The 21,596-nt window shown below is 46.4% G+C and carries 19 protein-coding genes; 17 read left to right on the forward strand and 2 right to left on the reverse strand.

The window, feature by feature from the left end:
• Positions 1 to 297 precede the first annotated feature (297 nt).
• From MCG98_RS03865 to MCG98_RS03885, 5 genes are all read left to right on the forward strand, one after another.
• Positions 298 to 1,707, forward strand: a complete 1,410-nt coding sequence (locus MCG98_RS03865) for an aspartate aminotransferase family protein (protein ID WP_240300517.1) — start codon at positions 298 to 300, stop codon at positions 1,705 to 1,707.
• Between the two features lie 161 nt (positions 1,708 to 1,868).
• On the forward strand, positions 1,869 to 3,635 hold the full coding sequence (locus MCG98_RS03870) for a cobalamin-dependent protein (protein ID WP_240300518.1): 1,767 nt from the start codon (positions 1,869 to 1,871) through the stop codon (positions 3,633 to 3,635).
• 13 nt (positions 3,636 to 3,648) lie between these two features.
• Positions 3,649 to 5,508, forward strand: a complete 1,860-nt coding sequence (locus MCG98_RS03875) for a hydantoinase/oxoprolinase family protein (RefSeq protein WP_240300519.1) — start codon at positions 3,649 to 3,651, stop codon at positions 5,506 to 5,508.
• Positions 5,509 to 5,538: 30 nt separating this feature from the next.
• Positions 5,539 to 6,927 carry an aldehyde dehydrogenase family protein gene (locus MCG98_RS03880; protein WP_240300520.1) on the forward strand — a complete coding sequence of 463 codons (1,389 nt, stop codon included), beginning with the start codon at positions 5,539 to 5,541 and terminating at the stop codon, positions 6,925 to 6,927.
• A gap of 106 nt (positions 6,928 to 7,033) precedes the next feature.
• The gene (locus MCG98_RS03885; RefSeq protein WP_240300521.1) at positions 7,034 to 7,912 is read left to right on the forward strand and encodes a sugar phosphate isomerase/epimerase family protein; all 879 of its coding nucleotides are present in this window, start codon (positions 7,034 to 7,036) and stop codon (positions 7,910 to 7,912) included.
• Positions 7,913 to 8,104: 192 nt separating this feature from the next.
• Here MCG98_RS03885 and MCG98_RS03890 read toward each other — a convergent pair whose 3' ends face one another.
• Complete coding sequence (locus tag MCG98_RS03890) at positions 8,105 to 9,262, reverse strand: AraC family transcriptional regulator (RefSeq protein ID WP_345891618.1); 1,158 nt, start codon at positions 9,260 to 9,262, stop codon at positions 8,105 to 8,107.
• Between the two features lie 55 nt (positions 9,263 to 9,317).
• On the opposite strand from MCG98_RS03890, the gene MCG98_RS18825 reads away from it, so the two are divergent.
• Together MCG98_RS18825 and MCG98_RS03900 are read left to right on the forward strand one after the other, a co-directional pair.
• Positions 9,318 to 9,440 (forward strand): hypothetical protein, encoded by a 123-nt coding sequence (locus tag MCG98_RS18825; RefSeq protein ID WP_275891231.1) that lies wholly within the window; start codon positions 9,318 to 9,320, stop codon positions 9,438 to 9,440.
• A gap of 4 nt (positions 9,441 to 9,444) precedes the next feature.
• Complete coding sequence (locus MCG98_RS03900) at positions 9,445 to 9,978, forward strand: methylated-DNA--[protein]-cysteine S-methyltransferase (protein ID WP_240300522.1); 534 nt, start codon at positions 9,445 to 9,447, stop codon at positions 9,976 to 9,978.
• A 360-nt stretch (positions 9,979 to 10,338) separates the two neighbouring features.
• Here the strand turns inward: MCG98_RS03900 and MCG98_RS03905 are convergent, their stop codons facing one another.
• Positions 10,339 to 11,133, reverse strand: a complete 795-nt coding sequence (locus tag MCG98_RS03905) for a 5-deoxy-glucuronate isomerase (protein ID WP_240300523.1) — start codon at positions 11,131 to 11,133, stop codon at positions 10,339 to 10,341.
• 320 nt (positions 11,134 to 11,453) lie between these two features.
• On the opposite strand from MCG98_RS03905, the gene MCG98_RS03910 reads away from it, so the two are divergent.
• The 10 genes from MCG98_RS03910 (at position 11,454) to MCG98_RS03955 (ending at position 21,530) form a co-directional block, all read left to right on the forward strand.
• On the forward strand, positions 11,454 to 12,854 hold the full coding sequence (locus MCG98_RS03910) for a response regulator (protein WP_240300524.1): 1,401 nt from the start codon (positions 11,454 to 11,456) through the stop codon (positions 12,852 to 12,854).
• On the forward strand, positions 12,833 to 13,069 hold the full coding sequence (locus MCG98_RS03915) for a helix-turn-helix transcriptional regulator (protein WP_240300525.1): 237 nt from the start codon (positions 12,833 to 12,835) through the stop codon (positions 13,067 to 13,069). Before MCG98_RS03910 ends, MCG98_RS03915 begins: the two co-directional genes overlap by 22 nt.
• A 13-nt stretch (positions 13,070 to 13,082) precedes the next feature.
• On the forward strand, positions 13,083 to 14,129 hold the full coding sequence (locus MCG98_RS03920) for a sensor histidine kinase (protein WP_240300526.1): 1,047 nt from the start codon (positions 13,083 to 13,085) through the stop codon (positions 14,127 to 14,129).
• A complete protein-coding gene (locus MCG98_RS03925; RefSeq protein WP_240300527.1) occupies positions 14,130 to 15,587 on the forward strand; it encodes an ATP-binding cassette domain-containing protein in 1,458 nt (485 codons plus the stop codon).
• The gene (locus tag MCG98_RS03930) at positions 15,571 to 16,533 is read left to right on the forward strand and encodes an ABC transporter permease (RefSeq protein ID WP_240300528.1); all 963 of its coding nucleotides are present in this window, start codon (positions 15,571 to 15,573) and stop codon (positions 16,531 to 16,533) included. The genes MCG98_RS03925 and MCG98_RS03930 overlap by 17 nt, the downstream gene beginning before the upstream one ends.
• A 110-nt stretch (positions 16,534 to 16,643) precedes the next feature.
• Positions 16,644 to 17,606, forward strand: a complete 963-nt coding sequence (locus tag MCG98_RS03935; protein WP_240300529.1) for a zinc-binding dehydrogenase — start codon at positions 16,644 to 16,646, stop codon at positions 17,604 to 17,606.
• 14 nt (positions 17,607 to 17,620) lie between these two features.
• Positions 17,621 to 18,709 carry a Gfo/Idh/MocA family oxidoreductase gene (locus MCG98_RS03940; RefSeq protein WP_240300530.1) on the forward strand — a complete coding sequence of 363 codons (1,089 nt, stop codon included), beginning with the start codon at positions 17,621 to 17,623 and terminating at the stop codon, positions 18,707 to 18,709.
• A complete protein-coding gene (locus MCG98_RS03945; protein ID WP_240300531.1) occupies positions 18,706 to 19,437 on the forward strand; it encodes an SDR family NAD(P)-dependent oxidoreductase in 732 nt (243 codons plus the stop codon). Before MCG98_RS03940 ends, MCG98_RS03945 begins: the two co-directional genes overlap by 4 nt.
• Before the next feature lie 54 nt (positions 19,438 to 19,491).
• Entirely contained in the window at positions 19,492 to 20,328 is an 837-nt protein-coding gene (locus MCG98_RS03950; protein WP_240300532.1) for an EamA family transporter, read from the forward strand.
• 137 nt (positions 20,329 to 20,465) lie between these two features.
• Positions 20,466 to 21,530 (forward strand): substrate-binding domain-containing protein, encoded by a 1,065-nt coding sequence (locus MCG98_RS03955; protein ID WP_240300533.1) that lies wholly within the window; start codon positions 20,466 to 20,468, stop codon positions 21,528 to 21,530.
• Positions 21,531 to 21,596: the final 66 nt, after the last annotated feature.

The following is a 21,596-nucleotide window of genomic DNA, read 5'->3' on the forward strand; positions in this document are numbered from 1 at the left end:
TTCGATTGCATAAGCAGTGTCCTGCGAGTCATCGGTGCTGCTCATGTAATTTATTACCTGCCCACATTATACTAGTATATTAGTATATAAATCAATAGAAAAAATCACCAGAAAAAATAAAATTATTTTATTCAACATAGACAAATAAAATATTTTAATGACGGGGTTATTGACAAAAGTATTCTAATATATTAGTATGCAAATAAAGATATATTAATATATTACATGGCTTTTCAAAGAAGCCAAAAAGGATATTTATCAGACATGATAAAAATTTAAGAAAGAAGGGTGACTACTATGACAAAGAAACCGTATGAAGTATTATTGGAAAGAGTAAAAGAGAGCGACATCACACCAAACAACAAGGCAGGTCTCATCGAATTCCTGGAAAATGAGCATCCGGGAGATGTACTTTTTACAAAATGGACGAATCCTCCTATTATAGAGAACGCAAAAGGAAATAAAGTCTATGATGTGGATGGAAAAGAATATATCGACTGTATCGCGGGCATGTCAGCTATGAATATTGGTCATTGCGATCCGAGAATCGCAGAGACCATGAAAGACCAGTATCTGAACAGCCTTGATAACTGGTTTGATTTCCCGACACCGCAGAGATTAAAATTGGTACAGAGACTGATCGATATCACCCCCGGTGACTACAGAAAGAAAGTGCGCCTGGCTCTGAGCGGGTCGGATGCTGTAGAAAATGCGATCCGTCTTGCACGTTATCATACAAAGAAACAGACCATCGTATGTTTCTACGGAGGATACCACGGACAGAGCACGGCTACCATGGGGCTTACCGGAGCCGGCAGCATGCACCGCTGGTATAACCCGATGCCGTCGGCTGATCACAACATTGAACGCTTTCCGTATCCATACTGCTACCGCTGTCCGTACGGCAGGGAAGAAGGCAGCTGTAATATGGAATGTGTAAAAGCGATCGATAACCTGATGGCATCCGGACAGACCAGCATGGGAAATCCGATGTCGGGCGTACAGAACGTTGCCGCAATGATCGTAGAACCATGCCAGAGTTCCGCAGGATATATCGTACCTCCGACAGAGTTCCTGGCTGAACTTAGAAAACTGGCTGATAAATATGGATTCCTTCTGATCTTTGATGAGATTCAGACAGGGATGGGCAGAACCGGAAAGATGTTTGCGTGCGAGCATTCGGGTGTAGCACCGGATCTGCTGTTGATTGGAAAAGCTCTGGGTGCGGGCGTTCCTATGAGCGCGGTTGTCGGAAGAGCGGAGATTTTCGAGGACTGTGGTCCTGGATTCATCTGCAGTACATACGCAGGATACTCTCTGGGATGTGCCGTTGCCAATAAAGTACTTGACATCTTTGAGGAGGACCAGCTGGTTGAGCGCTGTGCGGCTGCAGGCAGATATGTGGAAGAAAAGCTGGCGGCATTGATAGAAAAACATACACTGGTAGGCTCTTATTCTATCCGCGGTATTTTCTTCGGCGTTGAATTCGTAAAAGACAGAGATGCTAAAGAACCGGCGATCAAAGAGACCGCAGAGCTGGTAGATAATATGAAAGATGCAGGTCTCCTTGCTCAGCTGAACGGCTACTATAACAACAGAATTTCTTTCATCCCCCCGATCAACGTATCAGACAGTGATGTTGACGACATATTCGATATTTTTGATGCTGAGATTACAAAAATAGAGGAGAAATTTGGTTATAAATAGAGGACAGCCATTTGGAGAGTCTTATAGAACCAGGAAAGCCGTATGCTTGTAAACGCCGTTAATAGTGTGATAAGATGGATATCATAAAATAAGTGGATACAAACCGGTTCTATAAGACTTTCTTATATTACAGTGGAAACCAATATGCGAGGAGAATGCTTATGAATGAAGTTAACCTGGAATATATTAGACATTTAAAGCCAAAGCGCCACAGACCGGGTAAGGAACTCGTGCAGGAAGGCGTGGAGCTGGGGAAAACCATAAAAGCAGGAAGAAGCGGTTTTATCCGTTCCCAGAGCAAATATTCCAATCATATGGAGTATAAGAAAGACCTGGCGAAACAGGGAAAGATTTACTATAATATACTGCTTGGGCTGGCTACGCTGGACGATCAGATAGATGCAATTAAAAAGATATATGACTTCACCGTGGAGACGGGGCTTAAAGTAAACTGTATTCAGGCCATTCCAAGCGGTCTGGTTGCACTGCCCAGAGAATACCGGGAAAAGGCGCCCGCCACAACAAGTTTTGAGATGTTCGAGATGGAAGACTATGAAAGACAGGCATCGGCCGCACCGATCGATATCACGTTTAACGATTACCATCTGTTTAGCCCAAATGCACTGGAAAATACGATCTACGCAATCCAGTCAGGATCCCCGCGTGTCGGAGATATGACTCAGTTTTTCTGGAGCTATAATGGATTTGACGATGAAGAGAAGCGGCTTGGTGATGTAGTAAAGGCGCTGGGCATCATGGCGTCCAAGCGCGATGAAATGTTTGCGGCAGAGACATATCTGGATGACGGATATCCGGGTTATTTTCTGGATTGTGCGTCTTATGTCGGGTATGCACTGCTGGAGCATTATATCTGTACAGAGCTTTGTGGCGCCCGTTATACGATCAGTTTTGGCGGTCTCCTGAGTGAAAATGATACGCGTGCCGGTGTGGCAATGGCGCTGGATGCGCTGATGTCTACAGAGGAGCAACCGGTATTAACCTACCTGAACAGTTCTACAAATTTACAGTGGGACCATCACATTCACGGTAACTATGGAATCAGTGTTCCGGAGTTCCTGTTCGAGATGCTGGTTGAAAAGAAATATCATATGAGCCTGGGTGTTAATCCGGTGTCTATTACGGAAAAGATTAAGGTACCAACGCTGGATGAGCTGATCAATATATTGACTGCAGCAAAACGTACAGAGGAAAAAGCTGAGGAATGGCTGCCTTACTTTAACTTTGAACCGCTGGAAGAGATGCGGGATGTCATGGTCAGAGAAGGCAGGATTTTATTTGACAATGTGATCGAAGGGTTTCAACATGCAGGTATCGATACGGAAGATCCCCTGGAAATGTTGATGGTGTTAAAGAACATGAACCCCATCCGCTTTGAGCAGATGTTCCATTCAAGTACATACGGGACAGACAAAACACAGGTAGAACCGTTCTATCCGACCGTACTCGGGAGGCAGACAATGGATATGATGCAGGAAATTATCGATGAGCTGGATGCCGACAACTGTACGGGAAGCTTAGCGGGTAAAAAAATAGTTGTTGCGTCTGGTGATGCGCATACCTACGGTCTGGTACTGGTTGAGGGTGTGTTGAATGCTGCAGGCGCTGAAGTTGTAAACGGCGGTGTGGATATGGCGCCGGTGGATATGCTGGATCTGGCAGATGAGGAGAATACCGCAATTATAGGAATCAGTTGCCATAACGGGCAGGCTCTGGATTATGCGCGTCAGCTGCTGGAACTTGCCAGAGAACGGGGGAAAGAGTACTGGATCTTTATGGGCGGAAAGCTAAATGCGATCCTTCCGGGAGATGCGGAACCTACAGAGATCGCCGACAGGCTGATGGAGATGGGAATTCATGCGGAAAATGATATCAAAAAGACTGTTCGGCAGATCGGAGAATTGAAATAACAGAGGTTAACGCATGGCTTATATACTGGGAATAGATACGGGAGGCACTTATACTGACAGTGTCATTATCTGTACGAAAGAGCAGAGGGTAGTAAGGAAATCGAAAGCAATTACGACCAGGGAAAATCTGACGGAGGGTATTACAAACAGCATCGATCAGCTGGATGGCATTGCAGAGATTCCAATCGATATGGTATGTCTGTCAACTACATTGGCTACGAATGCGATCGTGGAAGGTCAGGGAGGGAAAGTCGGACTGCTGCTGATCGGAAAGGATCCCGGTTTAAAACTGCCCGTCGAAGTTCAATCTGTATTGGAAGGATGCCTGGACATCAAAGGGAGAGAAATCGTGCCGTTTGACGAAATGCAGGCACGCCAGATGATCAGAAGACTGCGCAGCCGGGCGGATGCCGTGGCTGTTTCGGGTTATGCAAGTGTCAGGAACCCCCGCCATGAATTGATGGTAAAACAGATTGTAAAGGAAGAACTTAAGGTTCCGGTTGTCTGTGCCCATGAGCTGAGCGGAAATCTTGGATTTGAGGAGCGCACTGCCACGGTCGTCTTTAACGCAAGGCTGATACCGGTCATCCGCCGGTTGATTCAGGCCGTTAAAACAGTTTTGAGCAGCAGAGGGATCAATGCCCCTGTCATGACCGTAAAAGGTGACGGAAGTCTTATGGGAGAAGAATTTGCACTGGCAAGACCAGTGGAAACGATTCTTTCAGGTCCCGCAGCCAGTGTGATAGGCGGAGCATTTCTGTCAAAAGAAAAAGATGCGCTCATCCTGGATATGGGCGGAACAACGACAGACATCGCTGCTCTATGTGATGGAAAAGTTAAGCTGAACGATGACGGCGCTGTGATCGGGGGATTTAAGACCAGAGTGCGGGCTGCAGAGATATTGACATTTGGCATCGGCGGGGATTCTTATATACGGTCTGACGGGGAGAAGAAATTATTGATCGGTCCAAAGCGGGCAACGCCGCTGTGTGTGGCAGCCGGTTTTTACCCATGGCTGGTGGACGAGCTTATGGAAGCTGCCAGAAACCGGACAGGAAGTTTATCCGATATACAGATTCCGGAATGCTTTATGGCGCGGCGGGACCAGCCGGACAAGAGCTTGTCTGCTGCGGAGGCCAGGATACTGGATATTTTACAGGATGGTCCTCACGGCCTGCCATATATTATCAGCCAAACCCAAAATGGAGACACCCGTATCGTTTGGAGTATGGAAGAAAAAGGTATTCTTGCCCGTATTGCGGTGACACCTACGGATATTCTGCACGTGACAGGTTCTTTCCGCAAATGGAACACGGAGGCTTCTCAGCTGGGTTCCCTGCTGCTTGGCAGGCAGATGGACAAAACCCGTGAGGAGCTGACAGAGGATGTGCTGGAGCTGATGACAAAAAAGCTCATGTCTGCATGCAGGACTTCAAGTGCGGGTCATGAAACCGAAAGACCGGTGGTGGCAATCGGTAATCCGGTTGGCGCATGGATGCCGAAAGTCTGTCATGAACTTGGAAGAAATCTGATTATTCCGGAACATTCCGAGGTGGCAAATGCGGTAGGTGCAGCGGTGGGTCAGGTCATGTATGATGCCGAGGTCCTGATAAGGGTTGATCGCCAAAATGAATGTTATATTGTACACAGTCCATGGGACAGAACAGTGAAAGATACGCTGGATGAGGCGAAGGAATACGTGAGACCCCTGCTGAAAAATTTCGTGCGGGAGATGCTTGAAAGCGCCGGGGCAGCGGACAGCCAGATCATCATAAATGAAAAAGAGGTTTATACCACAAATATAAAAGAATGCCGGTCTGAACTTGTAGAAGTCAGAATGAAGGCGACCGGGATCGGAAGCCCCGGCTGGTAAGGAAAATCTGATATAACCTGGAGGTAAAAAATGAAATTAGTAGTTACAAATCCACAGAATAATGAGGTGCTGGACGAATTGCAGCTGACCTCAAAGGAAGAACTATTTGTATTGGTTGATAAAGCAAAAGAGGCTCAGAAAGCGTGGGCACAGAAAAGCCTGTATGAGCGCTCACAGATTTTATACCATTTTGCGGACTTATATGAAGAAAATATAGAAGCTCTGACCAGACTGTCTTCCCTGGAGATGGGGAAACCATACAGCCAGAGCCGGGAAGAGGTTGCAAAAGTTCCACAGAATATCAGAGGGACCATCGAATATGCCAATCACATGTACGGTGAGGTTATGCCGGACAATGATTCAGACGCAAAAGGAGACCTCATCTTTACCAGGAGAGTTCCGCTCGGAGTGGTAGGCTGTATTATTCCGTTTAATTATCCGATCGAGCTGACGCTTCTGAAGTTGATTCCCGCACTGATCATGGGAAATGCCGCGATCGTGAAGGCACCTTCATCCAATCCACTGGCGATTCTCAGGATGGGGGGAATTCTGACCGAGGCAGGCGTGCCTGCAGATCTTGCACCGTTTATTGTATGCAGCCGGGAAGCATGCACGGAAGCGGTGGTTAAGAATCCGAAAGTAGATGCGATAGGACTTACGGGCAGTACGCAGGCCGGTATTCAGATGATGAAGGATGCTGCGGACTGTTTGAAGCCGATGTTCCTGGAACTGGGAGGAAACGATCCGTTTGTGATCTTTGCAGATGCGGATCTGGATGAAGCGGTTGAGGAGATGATCGGAGGCCGGCTGTTTAATACGGGCCAGACCTGCTGTGCACCAAAAAGGTTTATCGTGGAACGTCCGGTTGTCGGAGAGCTTACCGAGAAACTGGTTGCCCGCCTTCGCACCGTTGTCAGGGGCGACGTGCTGGATCCCAGGACAGAGATCAGTACGCTTATTTCAGAGAGTGCTGCCATAACCGTTGAAAAACAGGTTCAGAATGCGGTGTCCGAAGGTGCTGTCATTGCTTTCGGCGGGGTACGTGAAGGTGCTTATTATGCCCCGACAGTGCTGACCGGTGTCACGAAGGATATGTCGATTGCCAAAGACGATGAGATTTTCGGCCCGGTATTCCCCATGATCGCATTTGATACAGAGGAAGAAGCTGTTGAGATTGCGAATAACTCTTCTTATGGACTGAATGGCGGCGTGCTGTCAAAAGACATCATGAGAGCGTTTCATATTGCAAACCAGATTGAATCAGGCACTGTAGTTGTAAACGGTCACAGCGCATACCGCCACATCGACCAGGGGCACGGGGGTGTTAAAATGAGTGGTCTGGGAAGAGAAGGAATCAGTACCAGCCTCGAAGAATTCAGCCAGCTGAAGAATTATGTGCTGAAGGGTGCATTTAGATAAATTCATGGCTGTGCCATAAATTTTAATCGGGAACGCTTTGTTCCGGTACCCTCTGCCTGCTTCAGAAAAATAATATGCATTCAGGCAAAAAGGAAGGATGGCTTTTATGAGAAAAAACGCAATATCACTTCAAAGTTCAGCGGTCGGCAGAGCTAATCTGTGCACATATATTCATGCGGCTCAGGCTGCAGGATTCGACTGTATTGAACCTACAAAAGTCCAGCTGGAGTATTTCTTCAATGCTGGATATACGCCTGGAGATGCCAGAATGCTGTTAGGTGATATGGAAGTGTCCGCTGTGGGCTGGTTGTCCGATATCGAACGCCAGGGTTATGAGTTTGTGGCGATGATGCGGGAAGCGGAAAGACTTTTTGAGACGGCGTCATCCGTCGGAAGCCAGGCCGTTGAGATCATCAATGGTCCGGTAGACTGGCACGCAGCAGACTGCTATCGACGGGGGATCCCTTTTAACGGATATATGGGACTCCAGGGACTTCCCGTGGAAGAACAACGGAGTCTGATGATTAAAAATCTGCAGGCACTTGCTGATCTGGCAGCGCAGTTTAAACTAACCCTGTTTTTTGAACCATTATGCTGGACACCGATCCCGTCTCTGAAAGAAGGAATTCCGCTTGTGGAACAGGCGGGGCGGGACAATCTGAAAATTGTGGTGGATTTTTACCATAACTTCATCTCCGGAGTGGATGCTGAATTTCTTTCACAGATCAACAAAAATATAATCCTTGGTGTGCACGTCTGCAATTCACGTGAACCGGATGAACGGGTGCCCTGTGAAGAAATTTTCCGGGATGCTGCATTTTATGATGGAGCCGTCCCCATCAGGGACTGGGTTCATGCAGTGAAGTCTACCGGATTTGACGGCTGGTGGGCATACGAAACTTTTTCAAAAAGGGAAGCGGAAGCGGATGTCTATGAGTTTACGAAATATGTGTATGCTGAACTTAAGAAACTAATTGAGGATTAACAGAAACGAATAAGCCGGTGTCATATTGTATCAGGTTCAATATGTACACCGGCTTTTATATTTTTGCGCTACGGCAATTCGTTTTTATGCTCCATAAGGTAATCAACAAAATACTTACCTGCAATTGAGAGTCTGTCCGCGTGAGCATAAGCTCTGCTAAAATGCTCACGCCAAGAGCAGTTCATATCGAGCTCATTTTCCAACAAAGCTATCATCTGGCTGATATTTCTGATTTCTGTAATCCCTGGGGGAAAATCCTGTTTTTTCTTTAAAACATTTTCCGAAATAACTGATTTGATGAAATCCTACACATTCAGCAATGCTGCCGACGGGCTCGTCGGTATGTTTCAACAGTTCCGCCGCTTTTGACAGGCGATACTCTGTCAGATATCTATATGGCGTGGTTTGCAGAGTCGACTTAAAACAGCGCAAACACTCTGATTTACTGACATTTGCACTGCCTGCCAAAAGGTCTAAAGAAATATCCTCACCGCAGTGCCGTTCGATATATTGCAAAAATTTCTGCATTCGGGCATAGATGACGGTATCTTGTTTTACTGTCGGAGACTTAATGTTTTTCCGCACCTCGAGCCAGAGAGTCACTAGTAGAACAAGAACCTCATAAACATAAAACTGCGTTTTGTTTTGTTCGAGTTTTGACAACCTTTTCAGCGTAGCTAAAACTGTCCTGCAGGATTCGGTTTCCTTTGAAAAAGAATATATGGGCAATTGCTCTTTTTCCACGATGCTTTCTACGTAATCCTTTGCGGGACTGCCAAAATAGAATTTGAGAAAATAATCTGGAAAGATAAAACTGTTATAGTGACACGATCTGTTTTTCCGTATAAGATGAACGACACTTTTATTTATGAATATTCCGCTTCCTGCGCCCACCCGAACAGTTATATCTAATGTTTTTACTTCTATCTCGCCTTCAAGCACATAGATAAACTGCAGATCTTCATGCCAATGCATAACCTGAAATCCCGGATTACGAGGATAACTCTGCTCGTTTACAACATCCAGGACAAGATAGGGAAAATCTGTGTCTGCATTCAGATTGATTGAATTGATAAACGGATTTTGTGTCTCTGACATGGTGATCACCTGAGCTTGGATATATTTTGATAGTATTTGGCTACATTTCAATGTTTTATCGTGATAAATTATGATAATATCATAATAAACACCACGCCAGAAGTCAAGGAGGTGAAAGTCGAATGTATTTCGAATACGGTGACGATGAAATTGCGTACCTGAAGAAAAAGGATGTCTTGCCTGCAGCGCCCGAACATATTTAGTTTTGGAGATCTGGCGATTCTGCACGGCATCAGAATGGTAGATCATCATCGCGATATAGACCGCAAACGGTTTGAAACGTACCGCAGACGGGAAGCTGCTTAGTATGTCGGTATGGGAAAATAAGGAAAGCGTAACAAAAGGGCGTAATCTGTCTGAACACCGTATGGCACAGCAGCGCGGCAGAACACACGATTTTGAGGATTCTAATTCATATTTGGAGGTGTGATACCATGACTTATATTTATCATTACAATTCTCCTTTGGGGGGCATTACAGTTTCAAGCAACGGGTCGGAGATTACAGGACTGTGGTTTGACGGTCAAAAGTATTTTGGCGATACACTTCCGGAAAGGTGTGAAGAAAAGGCCCTGCACGTTTTTGAAGATGCGAAACGCTGGCTTGACATTTATTTCAGTGGTAAAGCGCCCGATTTCACGCCACCTTTGTCAATGGAAACAACTTTATTCCGTAAAGCCGTCTGGGAAATCATGATTACAATACCCTATGGACAGACGATGACCTACGGTGAGATTGCAGACAAAATTGCAGAACAAAAGGGTCTTGAAAACATGTCGGCTCAGGCGGTGGGCGGTGCGGTAGGGCACAATTCCATATCTCTGATCATCCCCTGCCACAGAGTCGTCGGAGCAAGCGGAAGTCTGACCGGCTACGCGGGAGGAATTGAGAAAAAGGTACAGTTACTTAAGATGGAAAAAGCGGATATGTCTGCTTTTTTTGTACCGAAAAAAGGAACGGCATTGTAGTGAAATCGTCAAATGCAACTGTCATAAGACCGTCATTTACCATTGCTGTGTTAGAAGTATGTCTTGATATGACCCCTGCAATGCTTTCAGCAGGTAAGAGTAAAGCGGAGAAACAGAATATTCATAACCTGACCTTTGTGACTGGTGATGCACAGGAACTGCCGAGGCTGTTTACCTCACATTCCGTTCATATGGAAAAATGTGAAAGTACCAATATGCCGGTTTCGCTGAATAGCTGGCTGGAATTTACCGAAACTTCCGCACCCGTTCGTCAGAATATTGTAGATCATTTGTTATTTATAAAGAGAAGCCACCGCAGCATGCCGCGATGGCTTCTCTTTTTTCTTAAGGAATTAGGATTTATAGTGAGTCTCCCCAGATCTTTGCATCCGGGTCGAGCGTCCACTCGTGTTCTTTGTCGTCGATACGTGTCTTCTCCCACGGATTGTCATCGAAGTGCCGGATGCCCCATGCGTAGCACATGGCGTAACCCGGGCAGGCAACCATCGGATGGGATTTTTCTGTGATAACGGCGAGACCGTTGTGGCCAAGTTCAACCACTTCATCGTTTACCCAGCCTGCTCCATAGCCCTGTGGTTTATCAAAACGGAAGAGATAAACTTCCGGCTGTGGATGCCAGTGCGGCGGATAGCTCGACCAGCGTCCCGGAAGATTGACAACTTCACCCAGCACCATGTTCGAGTACGGTGCGTTTTCATAGTCAAAGCATGTTCTTACGTTTCTTCTGATTGTGCCCTGCAGCTCTCCATTGGCTCCGCGCGCCCATGTGTGGGTATCCTCCGGCAGATACATTTTGGCATCGAATTTGCGGTCATTCAGAGTTTTTTGTACATAGAAAACAGAACTGTCATATGCCGTGATCGTGCAGGTGTCCCCTGCGCAGAGATGAAGGCAGTACGGGTTATAATCGAAAGGATTCGGACGGTCCATCTCAACAGTCCTGCCGTCAAATTCAACCTTAGCTCTCCCCTCGAACATGATCCAGGCCATTTCCTTTTCTGTCTCAGCAAATGTGTATGTATCGCCTGCGTCCATTAATAAAAGTGCCACGTCCATCATTGCTTTTTTTCCCTCGCCCTCCGCCAGGTTAATGTATTCGTTATAACCGCGGACCGGATCTTTTGAAATATACATAGTCAGCCTCCTTATTTTTTTATTGACAATTTATATACTAATATATTAACATATAAGAAAGATTTGTCAAGACATATATAAATGAATTTTAAAAATGTTGGGGTCAATAAGTATTTTGGCCCATTGATGTTACAGAGTGCTACGCATTTCATGTTCCTGCATCTTTGCGCCAGCTTTGGCCGGCACCATTTTAATAAATTTTGGAACTGAATTTTGTTAACTATTATATGCGGGTTCTGCTTGCCGTCATCGGAGATAGATAGTAAAATATATTAGTATATATTATGTGACGCTGCTGCAGGTAAAGATGAGGTGAATATATGATAAAAGTACTGATTGCAGATGATGAGAAGGATATCGTCGATTTAATTGCCTACTTGATCAAAGATCTGGATGTGGAAATTGTAGGCCTGGCCTCAAATGGTCTGGAGGCTTACCGGATCATCCTTGAGAAGAATCCGGATGTTGTGATTTCGGATATCCGGATGCCCGGTATGACGGGGCTGAAACTGATTGAAAAAGTTAAACAGTCTGAGAGAAAAACAGAGTTTATTATCATAAGCGGGTATCGCGATTTTGAGTATGCAAAGACAGCCCTGCAGTATGGTGTGCAGGATTATCTGTTAAAACCGATCAAAGAAGAGGAACTGGCACTGCTACTGAACCGGCTGAATCGCAAGAAACATATCAATGATGAAAAGGAGCAGGCTGACCAGGACAGGCAGCAAAGATTTGTTGAGCAGATTTCCAGAATCCGCAGAGATTATTTAAGAAAAATCCTGTATGAAGCAGAGATCGATGAAAATGACCGTATCCTGACAGGAGAAAATGATCCGCTGCATCCCGTGGAAGACTGTATTTACAGCGTTGTTACCATCAAGCTGGACTACATTGAGCATGAAAACGTGGATTTCTCAGCGTATGTTTCCGTGCTGGAAAATATGTGTGAAAAATACACGACGAAAATAAAGAGTGACAGTTTCGATGCGGAATATTTTTATGAAGGCACGAAAGGACATATTGCTTTTAACTATAAACCGGATGTACATCTGCCGATGGATAAGAAGAAAAAATACCTGACGGAGCTCTTAAGGGAGGACAATGAAAAGTATGAATTCTTTAATGTAACACTGGGGATTGGACTGCAGGTAAGGAGCCGTGAGAATCTCCACGATTCATTTATCAGCGCGCAGGCGGCCATTGATAACCGGATTGAGCTCGGCAGCGGGGGTATCATTGATGCTTCAAAACTGACGCAGGGACAACTGAATTATCAGGTTACGGTACCGCAGCAGATAGAGATGCGCGTCAGGAAAGGCTTATTTGAGTTAAACAAAGAGGAAGTTTTCAGCTGTCTTGATGAGGTTTTGCGAAGTTATTATTATGGGAAAGAAACGGCGGTTCAGACGATCTATAAGTTTTCCGAGAGGTGGATTGAATTGCTGGAAGATGCAGTGCTTGGCAATAAGCTTTTGGATAAAACAGATCTTCCCCCAAAAGAGGTATGGGGAATGCGAATTAACAGCTGCACTTCGATGCAGGCCTGTAAAGGCTATCTGACGGATTATATGATGAAGATTATGGAACTCTGTAATGACATGCAGAAAAGTCATGAGGCAAGGCCGATCAGGGAAGTAAAGGAATATATTGAAAAAAACTATGATAAAGGAATCTCACTGGATGATATTGGAAAAATGGTATGCCTGATCCGGTTTATCTGAGTACACTGTTTAAGAATCAGACAGGAATGAATATTACGAATTATCTGATCAGGGTGCGTATGGAAGCCGCAAAGAAGCTGTTAAGAGAAACGCATATGAGTGTGAGCACTGTTGCTGACAGGGTTGGATACACAGATACCAGGTATTTCAGCAAAATATTCACAAAACATGTTGGTGTAAAACCCATGGAGTACCGGAAATTCGAGAGCAGATAGTGGAGAACTGTGTATGAAAGCTGAAGATAAGTTGCCGTTAAAAATAAAAGATATCACAGCAGCAGTGATTGCTGTTCTGCTGCTGGGAGCGCAGGTCTGCGTTACTGTGATGTGCATGCACGAACAGATATTAGGTGATATGGGATTTTATTATCTTATATCCAGTCTGGGGATTATCGGTGTTTTTGCTTATATGGTAAGAAAATGGGTCATACCGGTAATTAAAATGAACCGTATTCTAAGCTACGCAAAAGAAAGCGAGGATATAGAGGTGCTTATCCATGAACTTGATAAGCCGACTGAAACAGAATATCCGGACCGTCTATTTTCCGGGATCACAGAGCTGATCAACCGGGAACAGAAAGCACAGATATTGTCTACGGAAGCGACGATCCATGCACTGCAGAGTCAGATTAATCCACATTTTCTTTACAACACGCTGGAAACGATAAGAAGCAAGGCGATCCTTCAGGGAAATGAAGAGATTGCAAAAATGAATGAAGCGCTTGCCACGCTGTTTCGTTACAACATCAGCAGACCCGGGGAGATGGCGACGCTGGCAGATGAAATGGAAAATGTAGAGAGCTATCTGGTCATACAGCAGTACCGTTTTCGCGATAAGTTTAAGGTCGTGAAATTACTTGATGAGACAGACGGCTATCTGATGTCCTATATGATGCCGATTCTGACAATACAGCCAATTGTGGAAAATGCCATACATCACGGGCTGGAAAATAAAGTAGGGCAGGGGGAGATTATGATTCGAGTATTTACTACACAGGACCGCCTGATCATTATCATCAGTGATGACGGCGTAGGTATACCCGAAGATCAGCTGAGGGATATGAGAGAAAAACTGGATGCCACGAATGGAATGCCCGACATGGCAGTGAAACAGAAAAAGCCTCATAAAGCCGGAATTGCACTTCAGAATGTTCATCAGCGTATCAAATTTTACTATGGCGAAGAGTACGGCCTGGAGATCACCAGCACGGAAGGGTGTGGGACTACGGCGGAGATACATCTTCCGAAGATATATGACTTTAAGGAGGGAATCTGAATGTACGAAATCCTTCGCGCAGACAGGCTGTGCATTCATTCTCCCGCCGAAAACCATATACATAATCTTTCTTTCAGCATCTTTAAGGGGGAAGTACTGGGCGTGCTGGGACTTGGAGGGGCGGGAAGGTCTTCGCTGGCCCGTATGCTTGCCGGTCTGGAACGCATATACAGCGGCGCAATGTGGGTGGATGGGAAAAGGACGGTATTCAACTCAATCCGTGAGGGGCAGAGAAGCGGAATCTATCTGATCCAGTATGAGAGTAAGCTGATTCCCGGACAGAACATTGCTGAGAACTTTACAATACTGCATAAACAGCATAGAAAACTGGTTCTGAATCATCAGAATGTTCTGCTGCAGTTAAACGAAATATCGCTTGAATATGGTATTCAGGCAGAACCTGAACGCCGGGTTGAAGATCTGAGTCTTTATCAGAAACATATGCTGGAGCTGGCGGTCGCTGCGTACTCAGGCGCCAAAATTATAGTTTTAAATCAGGTGGATGCTTCATATTCAGAGAACGAATACCTTGATTATGAAAATAAAATCCGTATGATGCAGAGAAAGGGAATCAGTTTTTTTATGATCCATACAGATATAATCCGGGCACAGTCTCTGAGTGACCGTATTATGGTGATGAGAAAGGGAGAAAAGGCGGGGATATTTTATTCGGACCAGGTAAAACCCAAATACCTCCATAAGATACTGACCGGAGTGGAAAAGTTCGAGCAGGAACATAAGGAAAGTTTCATACAGCCGGAGGTTGTACTTGAGGCGATGCATTTAAAAGTTCCGGAAATCGCAGAGGATATTACATTTCGTATTAACAAAGGTGAGGTGATCGGATTTATAGACGAAAAATATTCCACTTATGAAAAAATACTGTTGTTAATAAAAGGCGAGTACGGTCTGGCAGGGGGAAAGCTGTATTTAAACAATACAGAAGTAGCGCCGTTTCGCAGACTGGAGATTGCAAGACGGGGTATCCGGTATATAGACAGAGACAGTTCTCTGGACAATGTTTTTTTAGATCTGACCGTCGAGGAAAACCTGCAGCTGGAAATGTATAAAGTTTATAAGAATAAAGGTATCGGAATCAATAAGCGCCTGTGCCAGTACGCAATGAAAAGGAAAACCGGGTTATTCTTAAGCAGGCGTAAACTAAAGACGGAAGTCAGTAAACTGGACCGCAATGAACGCACCATGATCGCCTTGAATCGATGGAAATTGGCAGACACGGCATTACTTTTGCTGAACTCCCCTGCCATGTCTGCCGACGTGGTCCTCAGAAAACATATCTGGAATTACGTGACTCAGATGCGCCAGGAGGGAATACCCATTATTTACAGCTCCTCCAATACGGAAGAGATGTTTGCCGTGTGTGACTGTGTATACATGGTTAAAGAGGGAGTGATAATAAAATGTCTGAGGGGGATGCCGAGTGAAAGATACGAGTAGAATCTATGGTTTTATGAAAAACAACATGAATCTGATCATTTTTATTGTCATATTCCTGACCTTTGCCCTGAATTCCAGATATTCATTTTCAGTTAAAAATATTATGAATATTCTGACACAGAACTCATATATCATCACAGTGACTATGGGAATGGCAGTGCTGATGATCTCCGGTTCTGTCGATATCTCTGTCGGTTCCCAGATATCCCTGATCGGGATCGTGTGTGCAAGAATGCTGACTCTGGATGGAATGCCGGTTGTCCTGGTCGTTGTAACAGCGCTGCTGCTGGGCATCCTTCTTAACCTGATCAATATCTCCCTGTCAATCTTTTTGAAACTGCCATTGATTATCGTAAGTATAGGGACGATGACGTTATACCAGGGAATTGTAGACCTGACAGGAACCTCGAGGGCAATCCTGATATACAATGATGCATTCCGCTATATCGGGAGGGGGTACCTGGGACCGGTTTCCGTCCAGTTTATACTGGCATGTGCGGTATTTGTGACAGCATTTCTTCTTCTGCACAAAACGTATCCCGGAAGATATATGTATGCCGTGGGGAGTAATAATACCGCTGCCGAATTGTCCGGGATCAATGTAACGGTCATTAAAGCCATGGCTTCTGTATTTTATGGGATTTCTATCGGAAGTGCCACTTTGATTCATATATCCAGGATGGGCTCTGCCCAGACAGGGATGGGAAACGGAATAGAAATCACGGCGGTCACGGCGGCCTTGCTGGGCGGAATCAGTGTAAAAGGCGGGACGGGGAGGGTTTCACAAGTGTTTCTCAGTACACTGTCGTTGTCGTGGCTGTCGTATATGATTCTGATGACTTCTTCGGGCGTACATTACAGAAATATCGTCAGTGGTTTCCTGCTGATTATGGCATTTGGTTATGATCTCTGCAGAAACAGGAAAAGACAGCCTACCCTAAAGTGAATACAGCCTTCTTGTTAAAGGTGAAAAATCTTAATACAATGTAAAAGTAAAGATATATTAATATACTAAGAGCAATTTATATTGCCGGATGGAAAGAAGGAGGATATTAAATGAGGACAGTGGATGCATGTTATATCGTTTCGGAAAAGCAGACAGACATCAGAAAAGTAGAGTTGGATGCCCCCGGGCTTGGCGAACTGCAGATTGAAGTTAAGGCCTGCGGTATCTGTGCCTGGGATTCATATTTATTTCTAGGCAGAGATATGACAGAGCCGTTCCCTTTTCGGTTCGGACATGAGGCCGTGGGCGTGGTTGCAGCGGTCGGTGAGGGAGTTACGGGATTTAAGGCAGGCGACCAGGTTTTTTGCATTGAAGGCGGACCTGAACTTGCCCAGATGATTAATATCTCTTCAGAAAAAGCGGCACATCTGCCTCTGATTGAAGAGAAAGATTTCCCGTATTATGTCTGTGAACCTGCAGCGTGTGTCATCAGCGGAATCAACTGCATTGATGTTCATCCCGGGGACGATGTGGCGGTGATCGGCTGCGGCTATATGGGGCTCCTGAACGTACAGGCATTCAGGCGGAGCCTGATTGGAAGGCTGATTTGTTTTGATATTGATCCGAAGAAACTGGAGATTGCCCGGGAATGCGGAGCGGATGAATGTTATCTGTCAGATTCCCCTGAGGGCAAGGCGGCTATAGAAGACATGATAAAGAAGGGCGGCATTGATCTCGTGGTGGAATGTTCCGGTTCACAGCCCGGTCTGCAGCTGGCCTGCGATCTGGTCAGAACATGCGGCACGATCTCAAATTTTGCGTGGCATCGCGGAGAACGCACAATCAACTGTACGCCGTGGCATCTGCGCGGGATAGAAATTGTTAATACTTCGGATGCGAGAGACCCGCATTTTCCTCTTCAGGCGGCAAAAACCGCAAACCTCGTAAAAGCCGGTGTCTTCGATCAGCGAAAACTGGTCACACATATTATGGATTACCATAAAATTCAGGATATGCTGATGATCGCACATAATCATACAGATGACTATATTAAGGGCGTCATCACATTCTAAAGGGGGTAACTTTTATGGAACGGACTGGTGTAGGCATTATAGGGTGCGGCAATGTCAGTGATATTTATATCAGAAACTTAACGACACTGTTTCCCCAGACGGATATTATAGCGTGTGCATCGCGTCATAGGAAGAGTGCACGGGAAGCTGCCAGGCGGTATGGCATTCTGGCCTGCTCTGTGGATGAACTGCTGCAAAACCCGGAGATTCAGCTGATTTTAAATCTGACAACTCCGGATGCACATTATGAGATCACCCGGAGGGCGCTTCTCGCAGGCAAACATGTTTACTCGGAGAAACCGATCTGCCTGGAGACTGAGCAGGCAAAGGAACTGCAATTGCTCGCCGAAAAGCAGGGGGTCCGTCTGGGATGTGCACCTGACACGGTACTGGGCGGCGCTGTGCAGACCAGCAGGCAGCTCCTGGACAGCGGAATCATCGGGAAACCACTCTCAGCTCATGTGTTTTTCGGATGGCACGGTCCGGAGCATGAGCATCCGAATCCCGAATTTCTTTACCAGTATGGAGCAGGACCGGTCTTCGATTACGGGCCATACTATTTTACGGCACTTGTCACTCTGTTTGGACCGGCTGATTCGGTTACTGCAATGGCTGGAAAGGGATTTGAGAGGCGGACCTGTACCTGTCCGGGGCCGCATGTTAATGAGTCCTTTGAAGTAGGCACACCCACACATGTGACCGGTGTGTTGAAATTTCAGAGTGGAGTTCTTGTGACTGTGACAATCAGCTTTGACATATGGGGACACGGACATCCGTTCATCGAGATTTACGGCACGGAAGGGACACTGCGGGCGCCGGACCCGGACGGGTTCGGCGGCGAGATTGAGGTGCTGAAGGCGGGAGAGGAGAATTTTAACAAAGTACCCGTAAACTTTGCTTATACTGAGAACAACCGCGGAATCGGTCTGGCAGAGATGGCACAGAGCATAGAGCAGAATAAACCACATCGCGCCGCGGATACGGTTGCGGTTCATGTATTGGAGATCATGCACGCTTTCCTGGACAGCAGTACGCTGAAAAGAACCGTAACACTTACAACGACGTGTGAGCGCCCGGCACCGATGGAGAGGAGAGGATTATGAAAGAAAACAAGAGGATCGCGCTGGTGACAGGGGCGGGAGGGGGCATCGGACAGGCTGTTGCGGTTGAACTCGCCCGGGGGGGAGATCATGTCATCGTGGTCTGCCGGTCACGTTCAGGTGCTGAAAAGACTCTCGGGTTGATTAAGGCGTCTGATCAAACGGGAGATTTTATCAGCTGTGATGTCGGGGACGCCACGCAGGTAGATGCCATGATGGAGAAGATCATACGAGATTATGGCCGGCTGGATGTGCTGGTCAACAATGCAGGGATCTCAAATACCCATACGATGGATGAGATAAATATGGATGAATGGGATCGGATGATGGATGTTAATCTGAAAGGCCCGTTTTTATTGTGCCGTGATGCATTCGGGCTTATGAAAAGCAGGGGATATGGCCGTATTGTCAATATCTCTTCGATAGCGGGGGAGCGCGGTGCGCTGTACTCCGGCATTCACTATGCGGCATCGAAAGGCGGACTGCTGGCGCTGACCAAATCATTTGCTCTGCGGGGCGCTGCACATGGTATTACCGTCAATGCTGTTTCGCCCGGAACGGTAGACACACCCATGTCACGTGAAGAGGGGATACCATCAGACAATATTCCGCTGGGACGTGCCGCTTCTCCAGAGGAAGTTGCCCATGCAGTCTGCTTTCTCGCCTGCGACAGAGCCTCCTATCTGACAGGAGTGACACTGGATGTCAACGGCGGACAGCTCATGAGATAAACAGTGTTTCAGGGGTTGGCACGCAGTCGACCGTGAAAGAAAAGGAATAATGCGATGAATAAAACGATAAACCATAGACGGGCCGTACTGCTGCTGGTCATCACTTCCATATTATGGAGCTTTTCTGGCATCGGAATTAAGCTGATGTCATGGAATGGATGCGCAATTGCCGGGCTGCGCAGCCTGCTCGCGGCGGCAGTCATGCTGGCGGTTGTCAGGCGTCCGCATTTGCCGCGCAGTCCACATCAGATGGCTGCTGTCCTGTGTTATGCAGGGCTGGTTACCCTGATTGTGACTTCCACCAAGCTGACGACTGCGGCCAATGCAATACTGCTGCAATATACAGCTCCCGTCTACTCTGCAGTCCTGGGGTATCTGGTATTGAAGGAACCGGTGCGCAGGAAAGATATCATTACGATCTTACTGGTCTTATCGGGACTTGTCCTTTTTTTATATGATGGGCTGACGGGCGGACGGATGGTTGGGAATCTGCTGGCACTGCTGTCCGGTGTATGCTATGGGGCGATGAATGTATTTATGCGTAAAGGAGGAAACCGTGCACCTGCCGAAAATGTGTTCTGGGGGAATATTCTTACCTTTCTGCTGATGCTGCCGTTTATGGGGCAGCTTGAATTTTCACCTGTGAACACGGGGCTGATCCTGTTTCTGGGATTTTTTCAGCTGGGTCTGGCGTATGTACTCTATACGATGGCAATTCCCCGGGTTGCAGCGCTGGAGGCAACGGTCATTACAGTCCTGGAACCCATCCTGAGCCCGGTCTGGGTAATGATCTTTTACGGAGAAAGACCCAGTATTTTCACTGTTGCCGGAGGGATGGTCGTACTAACCGCGATCTGCGGAAGGGAGATCCTTTTTCGGAAGAAGGAGTGATGTATAAATACGGTCTACCCTAAAGTGAATACAGTCACCTTGTAATAATTAGTTAATATTACTATAATGTAAGCATCAGGTAAAATACTAATATATCAATCTGGTCGTATACCGGATGGAGCAAGGGAGGAAGCAATATGAAAAAAAGAACTCTGATAGCAGGTCTGCTGGCGGCGTCAATGATCCTCACAACACTGGCAGGGTGTGGAGCAGCAGATGACAAGGCAGGTGCAGCAGCGGATGCAGGCACAACAGAAGATGCCAGGAAGCCAAAAGAGGGGGGAGCGTCAGAAGGCGGAGCTCTAAAAGTAGGCGCTGCCACCAGAACTCTTCGGGATTCCGTATATATTGTTATGAGGGACAATGCGCAGGAGGAGGCGGATAAGCTGGGGATTGACCTTTCCTGGCAGGATTGTAATATCGATGTAAGTGTACAGAAAAGTCAGATTGAGAATATGATCGCATCGGGGACGGACGTGCTGATTGTAGAAGCAGCGGATCAGAAATCCATGTCAGAGACGGTTACAGATGCTCAGAATCAGGGGATACCGGTCATCATTATTGAGGCACGAATCGATAATTTTACTCCCGACTTATGGGTGACGGCCGACTCCTATCAGGTAGGTGTCCAGCAGGTCGATGAATTTATTAAAAAATGGGGAACGACAGAACCTGCAAATGTCGTACTGTTAAGCGGTACACAGGGAGACGAAGTAGCAGAATCCATCTCTGCAGGCGTGAGGGATCAGGTTGCAGAATATGAGAATCTGACACTTGTCTATGAACAGTCATGCATGGACTGGGCGCGTGATAAAGGTATGTCCTATATGGAGGATGCAATCTCCACAAATAACGGAAATATTCAGGCGGTGTTCGGAAACAATGACCAGATTACCATGGGGGCTCTCAAAGCAGCTGAAAACGCCGGATTAGTTGATAACATGTGGTTTATAGGCGGAGACCATGAAGAGGAAATGGTAAAATATATTCTGGATGGTTATAATGTCATGACGGTCGATAAAGGTACGGAGGCGCAGGGAAGATTTCTGGTTGAGGCTGCCCGGATGCTGGCAGACGGCGAGACAATTCCGGACACAAAGGAGATAGACGGGATTAACGTGTGGTATGCCCCGACCACTATGGTGAATGCCGATAATGTGAAAGCGTTCAGTGCCGGCCGCTATCCGGATTTATTTGAATAGTGATATTTACAGATTGGAGATGTGTCGGGATCAGATACATCTCCAAAATACACTAAGTGGTTGATA

The sequence above is a fragment of the Ruminococcus sp. OA3 genome, from assembly GCF_022440845.1.
Classification (GTDB): Bacteria; Bacillota; Clostridia; order Lachnospirales; family Lachnospiraceae; genus Ruminococcus_G.